Origin of the sequence: Snodgrassella sp. B3088 (genome assembly GCF_026535815.1) — a bacterium.
Classification (GTDB): Bacteria; Pseudomonadota; Gammaproteobacteria; order Burkholderiales; family Neisseriaceae; genus Snodgrassella; species Snodgrassella alvi_E.
This window is the reverse complement of sequence record NZ_JAFNPG010000008.1, coordinates 144385-150620: the sequence shown is the minus strand read 5'-3', so window position 1 is coordinate 150620 and position 6236 is coordinate 144385. Positions and strand designations below refer to the sequence as shown.

Here is a 6236-nt window from a genome sequence, read left to right as displayed (position 1 = left end):
AAATGCCCCTGCAATCAAGAACCAGATTAAGGATGCCCATATCAGCAAGCAGCCTGAAATAATATTGCTGCGGCTGGATTGGAAAACAGCAGCGCTTAGCTGGCTAACAGATACGATGAACAGGACGGCAACCAGCACANGTCTTCCTTTAGCATTTCGTTTCCATGCAAGGCAAAAACCACCGCAAAACCCAACATGACTAACCCGCTGGTAATCTCAATGACGCGTGTACAGGTACCGAACAAAAAATTCTGAAACCACGCCGGCAGAAACCGGAACTCAACCACCCAGTCCAGTGCCTTATGCAACCATTTAAATGCCTTTTTCATAACTATCAAACTCCATAAAAATACCGGCTAAAAGCCGGTTTGAATTAATTGTTTAGCCTAAGGGGTCTTGCTTACCCGATTGCCCGCCGTTTGTCGCGTCATTAATGTTGCCAGTATTGCCCGACCCACTACTGCCCCCATCACCAATCGACGGTGCATTTACATCCGATTTTTTAACGTTGATGAACATTTGCATTAATTCGCCGCCGGTTTCAAACACAGTCAGAGGGGCACCCATATCGGCAGTATCGTCATATCCGCCCAGCACGCTGCCGAACTCATCATCTCTTAATGGGTTTTCAAAAACTTTTACATCCGAGATAGCGCCGTTAAACGGGTATATAACTTTGTTTTGATGAATTGGGGATTCGTCTTGATTAACGCCGAACAGCCAAAAATTATTCAAATGTACTAATGGGCTGATATTCAGTTCTGTATATTGCCCATTGACAAAAACCCCAGCCAGTCCGGCACGGTCGCCGCTATAAAAATTAAAGCCGATACTTGCCCACTGACTGTCTCCGTTTATATAGATATTAGTATCTGTTTTTTCTACATTATTTTCTTCATCATTTAATTTAAAATAATAGGTAACAATCTGTAGATTTTCTACGGCTATGATTAGTTTTTCATTTTGCCGGCCTTTTGCTCCGTACAACACACATAACATCATGGAGGCATCAGTAAATTGTCCTATTTTTATTCTTAATGTCAGTGCATTACCGAATAACTTTGATGAAGTGGAGCTAATGGGGAGATTGAGAGGAACACCAGAATCGGTGCGGTAACTGCGTAATACCAAGGCGTCCTGATTGTCCTTGATTTTATATAATCCCATGGTTTGATTGTCCCCGACATTCAGATAATTTCTGCCGTTGACGGCATCCGTCCATGTAGTTCCGGCATCATACTGTGCAGCGGTAAACGGCAAACTTGCAACAGGACTGGGCGCAGTTGCAGAGGGGCTGCCGTTATGGGCATTGATGATGCCGAGTGGTTGATAATAACGCCATCCGTTATGGGCATAGATTTTTACTAAAACACTCATGTTTACCCTCTTACAGCCTGCTTGCATTAAGAAAAACCGGAATATCGGCTATATCATTGGTGCCGCATAGTTCCAGAATGATTTCATCACCATCATGCATATTGCTGATAACGATTGGCGGGTTGTCAGCCTCGCCAGTAGCTGGCGGTAATATCTGGTTAGTGCCGTTCGTGGCATCAATGGTTAAGCTTTGCCAATCAGGGTACATGGCCAGCTCTCGATTTATGATGTAAGTATTGCCGGTTGTTTTGAATCCATGAGCAGTCGCCGCGCAAAGCACCCGCGTCCCCATCGGCCATGCTGCTGGCTGGGTATTTTCTACCCCAGCGCGCAGAATCATGAGCATGCCGCCTATGTTGCAGATATCTATTAATTCATAGCCCGAAGAGTCAATAGGCTGCAACGTCAGCCGCATAAAATGCGGCGGATTCGATTCGCTGCTGCTATTCGGCAGAATGGTCGTTATTTTTTGGGTGGACACGTCATCTAAAAATAGCATTGCCCCTTGTTTGTTTGCTTCAAGTTCCTGCTGTAACGCAACATTAAAGTTATTGATATACCATCGCATATTGTTACCTATTCTGTAAGCTGATACTCATCACGCTCAATTGTCCACCGCTTGCCGGCCAGTCGTTCGCTGATAAGAAAAAAACCCTTTTGATTAGGGGTAATGTGATATTGGTTGCCTAAAGAGTCTTGTAAATCCAGCGTATCCATCTCTTGTAATGACGGCGGCAGCAAATCTGTCCCGAACGGGTGAGCCGGAATAAATTTACCTTTGCTGGGATTGTATTTAATATCAATGATGGCGCTATCGGGATATATGTCTAAACTCCACAGACTTAACTTACCATCTGCTTTAATGGTGGTGAACAATTTATAATCTTTGTCCGTGGTTAAATTGCCCTTTTCATCGTATTTATCGCGGTAATAAAAATCTAAATCCTGCTGATACATGAACTGCTGCGCCCCGTCAGAAGAATCGATACTCTGTATGTAATGGTCAGCATATTTGACATAAGGGGCGATTGCTGCGGTAATATCTTCATCTGATTTAATTTCAGCCTGTTTCAGGGCGTAGTCTTTTATCATCTTCACGCCATATGCCAAATCGTCCGCGCACTTCCAGCGTGCTTCATATACGTTCAAGTTTTCGGGCGGGATACCCCAATATGCTTCACTTGCGCTAATTGTCCAAGTAAACGCCGTGTAGTAAGAAATAGGCGCATTAGCCGTCGTCCATTTATAAAACTGCGGCATTCCATCAATTTTAGGTATTTTTTTACCAGCGTGCTGTTCAATACAATAAATCAGCCAATTTTTCTTGGTGTCATTACTATCACTATTGGTTTCAAATGAGTTCCGGTTTTGGTACTTAAAATACAGCTCTAAATTAAAGTTAGAATCGTATCCATTGGCCTTATTTACATAAACGGTCAAGTATTGGTTTATTTCTTTGACCGCCTTTGTATACTGGTCGCGGTTACTGTTTAAGAGGTTTTCCGATAGTGGTACCGTGGTGAAAAATGCATCGGCATTCAGCTCAGTTTGTGTGAGCATTTTATAAAAGGTATCTTTTAGGGTATCAATTTTCAGCCATTCTCGCGTCAATATGCATTCTTGTGGCGATGCCCGTAAATTTACAGACAGCACGTCAAGGTTCATCCAATATCTGTAATCAGATAAATTTTTATCTTCCTTAAATATTTTTTCATCAACAACGGCGCGGTGTTTGTTTTTAAGCTGCAATTTGTACCAAGTGTACTGGCTAACCTTGGTGACGTTATCGCAGACAATCGCCAAGGGGTCTAAATACACGCGCACCTGTCGGCCGCTTTTGATGTCAAATAAACCATCAATCACACGAGCGTTATTAATTGAGGGTAAGCCCGTGCTCTCATTAAACCGCAGCATAGAATATATATCCAGACAAAAAGTATTTTTATCCATGTCGCTGCCCTCGTTAATCATGCTCACCCCAGCCTGACCCAACAGGCGCGGGCGATTGGGGGCGCGCTTGTAGGTGGGTCTGAGGCGCCCGAATATGGTGCGCAAATCATCTTCTAGGCTCATATGATTTAACCTTTCAAACAAGTTAGATGCGCGTAGGGCTCGTTGTGAGGAATATCAACATTTATTATCTGACTTACCCCATTCACATCCAAAGTATCTGTGCTTTTTTCCTCTACAGACGGCACTTCTACCCGAAACGCGAGGCCGCGCAAGACTCTTTTGCCGTTGAATGTATAACCGGTTTCTTTCCTCACATAGCCGTTAGCCTTGTCTAACCTGAATTTAGATTGGCCAACACCAGCCCAGCTGCTCCCGTCCTGCTTGTCTTCCTTATCTTCGTCTTCGTCTTCGTTTTTATCTTCGTCTGGGTCTTGTTCGATAATTTCGACGCCATAGGCAATAGCGTAATCTTTTAAAATGAATTTGTTCTGATACGGCTCAGACGGCAAAACAGGCCGGTTAACCGGCTGACATACGGGGCTGAATTCTTTGCTGTTGCTGGCCGGATTCATGAAGAATTTACCGGTCAAGGTGGTTTTTCCGCGCTTGCTTCTGAAATCCCAACTGTGACTATATGCGGCTACTTTAACGTTTGCGTTAAATCTATTAGTTTGAATATGTACCGTGTCGGTTAAACTAATGAACGGCAAAAACTTACAATCCAGATTGATGCTGTTTTGCCGGTGACTTTCCAGCATTCTTGTATAAGCAATCTGCACGGCAACTTGATAACCGTTCGCAAATCCGTTTGGTATAACCTTATCGACGTTGGTAGCATAATCGCCATTGGGCTGCAATACACCCATGGGTAGCTTGTAATGCTTTTCGTTGCCCCAGTTTTTGGCCGTTTTATCTTCGTTGCTGTCGTGTTTGATACCGTACGTTACTTTCTCTTTTTTCTCTCCATGTATGGATATAGAGGGCTGATTAAGCACGACAATGCTGTATTTTTCGTCAACTGCCTGTTTCCAGCGTTTAATGGCATGCCACGAGGCGGAGAGGGCATATAATTCACTGTCTTTACTGTCCGCCGTTTGTACGATATTAACGATGTTATTTCCGTCTTTATCCTTTTCGCCTGTAGGCTGATAGGAATAGTGATAATCGGCGGCACGCCACAGGATGCCGTTGTAATATCCCGGAGGCGGTGCCCCTTTCGTTGCCCATTTTCCGGTAATCCACCCGCCTCCATTCGCGGCACTGACAACATCGGCAAGCTTTGGCGCCGGACTTTCTGCGGCCACTCTAACAATGTAATCGTAATCGCTCATGAAGTTAAGATAACGATAACTAAACGTAATTTCCCGATGTATCAGGCGGTCATACTGGTGGTGCAGTTCTATTTCAACCCGATTTACCAGCGATACCGCACTACTTAACTCCAGACTCATATTCTCTAAGTAAATATCACAGCCACCCAGATGCCAATCTTCCTTGGTTTTGGGCAGCCATGAAGTTAAGTGCCCCTGCCCCTTGGCATCATAATCAAAAGAAACAGGAATAGTGCTTAGACGGTCAGTTAACTGTGCGTTCTTGGTTTCGTAGTTTTTTTCCTCTCCAAATACCGACTCCGACCAGTAGCCGATGTGATGGATAGTATCTAAACTCATTTTTTCCACGGATTTACTGCGGTCATGAGTGGCTGTTATATTGCGCAAACGTTCCGAATAATCTATTTTGGGCATATCAACAACCCCAGAAAATACCTGATATAAGTATTTATCCGTTTGCGCAAATATTACAATGGGCTGGTTATAGTACCGGTACAAATCAAGCTGGCCACAGGGCTCCAGTAAATACAAATTTGCGGTAGCTGATTCTTTTTCCGTGAAATGTACTTCACATGAACGAACTGCATTACATAATTCAATGCCGGCAATAAATATACGAATTGCGTATTTTTCGCCGTCAAACCCCTTGGCAAAATTGGCGCGCATAAACCGATTGGGCGCACGATTAAGCACATGCTGACTTAATTGTAAAATTTCGGCATCCGCCACAGGGTTAACTATTCGGGCAATGCTCAGCAAGTCCCCTCCGGTATCTACCTTACGGTAAACACTGCGCGAAATGGCTAACAATTCCCCTGTCTGCTGTCTGGAATGCACAGAACAACAAATCTTTAGTAATTCCGTGCCGGCATATTCTGCCCCCTGTTCATTATCAGCCGTAGCCAGTAAGAATGTATTAAGTGGAGATAAGCCAAGCATGTTTTATTCCTATCGCTAGCCCGTTTGTACAACCGTTTCGGTTGTGGTTGCATTTAATCTGATACTGATGCACGGGTCTGTGCGGTCTGTGCGTACCGCGTTATTAGAGTTGGTCACCCTGATATAAACAGGGATAGCCGTACCGCCCTTTAGCTCTGTCCCAATGGCCAAGGCTTCACCAGATACGGCGCTGCCAAGGTCGGATTGCTTTAAAGCCATGCGAATATCTGTCGGCTGGAATTTTGCCCCAAGATTGACGAATACCAGCCCGCCGGAAGTGCATTCACTGCCATAATCCGTACTCCATGCCGGCTCATTACTGCCCGCCTGTCCACTGCCTAAGCATTGATACATACAGCCATTAGCCACTGTAGGCTCAACAATGTTGCCAAACCCATACGTGCCGCCGGCCTGCCATTTTTTTAGCCGGCTGGCCGGTATTAACATGATTTGCTGGTCAGACTTAGGCTTTAAGGTCTCATATACATAAGGGCTACCAAAAAACAGTTTAAAATCACTAACGCCCACCCCGTTAAAGTCAAGCTGATAAGGGCTGCTTGCTTCGGTTGTCATTTTGGCGTCTGTATATAAAGTAAATGCCATAAAATGTCCTCAAAAAAACCGGCACTCAGCCGG

At 44.5% G+C, this 6236-nt stretch carries 5 protein-coding genes; all 5 read right to left on the bottom strand.

The genetic code is table 11. From position 1 onward, the window contains the following. Window positions 1-381: 381 nt before the first annotated feature. From J3U75_RS06790 to J3U75_RS06770, 5 genes are read right to left on the bottom strand one after another with little or no spacing between them, the layout of a single operon-like run. On the bottom strand, window positions 382-1377 hold the full coding sequence (locus J3U75_RS06790) for a hypothetical protein (RefSeq protein WP_267391184.1): 996 nt from the start codon (window positions 1375-1377) through the stop codon (window positions 382-384). A 10-nt stretch (window positions 1378-1387) separates the two neighbouring features. Next, a complete protein-coding gene (locus tag J3U75_RS06785) occupies window positions 1388-1945 on the bottom strand; it encodes a hypothetical protein (protein WP_267391183.1) in 558 nt (185 codons plus the stop codon). Between the two features lie 8 nt (window positions 1946-1953). Next, the gene (locus tag J3U75_RS06780; protein WP_267391182.1) at window positions 1954-3450 is read right to left on the bottom strand and encodes a hypothetical protein; all 1497 of its coding nucleotides are present in this window, start codon (window positions 3448-3450) and stop codon (window positions 1954-1956) included. 5 nt (window positions 3451-3455) lie between these two features. Then, window positions 3456-5600, bottom strand: a complete 2145-nt coding sequence (locus J3U75_RS06775; protein WP_267391181.1) for a hypothetical protein — start codon at window positions 5598-5600, stop codon at window positions 3456-3458. A 15-nt stretch (window positions 5601-5615) separates the two neighbouring features. Next, the gene (locus J3U75_RS06770) at window positions 5616-6203 is read right to left on the bottom strand and encodes a hypothetical protein (protein ID WP_267391180.1); all 588 of its coding nucleotides are present in this window, start codon (window positions 6201-6203) and stop codon (window positions 5616-5618) included. Window positions 6204-6236: the final 33 nt, after the last annotated feature.

What these genes read in the sequence shown, in the direction of transcription:
- J3U75_RS06790 (WP_267391184.1), bottom strand. Translation starts at nt 1,377, where the DNA reads ATGAGTGTTTTAGTAAAAATCTATGCCCATAACGGATGGCGTTATTAT.
- J3U75_RS06785 (WP_267391183.1), bottom strand. Translation starts at nt 1,945, where the DNA reads ATGCGATGGTATATCAATAACTTTAATGTTGCGTTACAGCAGGAACTT.
- J3U75_RS06780 (WP_267391182.1), bottom strand. Translation starts at nt 3,450, where the DNA reads ATGAGCCTAGAAGATGATTTGCGCACCATATTCGGGCGCCTCAGACCC.
- J3U75_RS06775 (WP_267391181.1), bottom strand. Translation starts at nt 5,600, where the DNA reads ATGCTTGGCTTATCTCCACTTAATACATTCTTACTGGCTACGGCTGAT.
- J3U75_RS06770 (WP_267391180.1), bottom strand. Translation starts at nt 6,203, where the DNA reads ATGGCATTTACTTTATATACAGACGCCAAAATGACAACCGAAGCAAGC.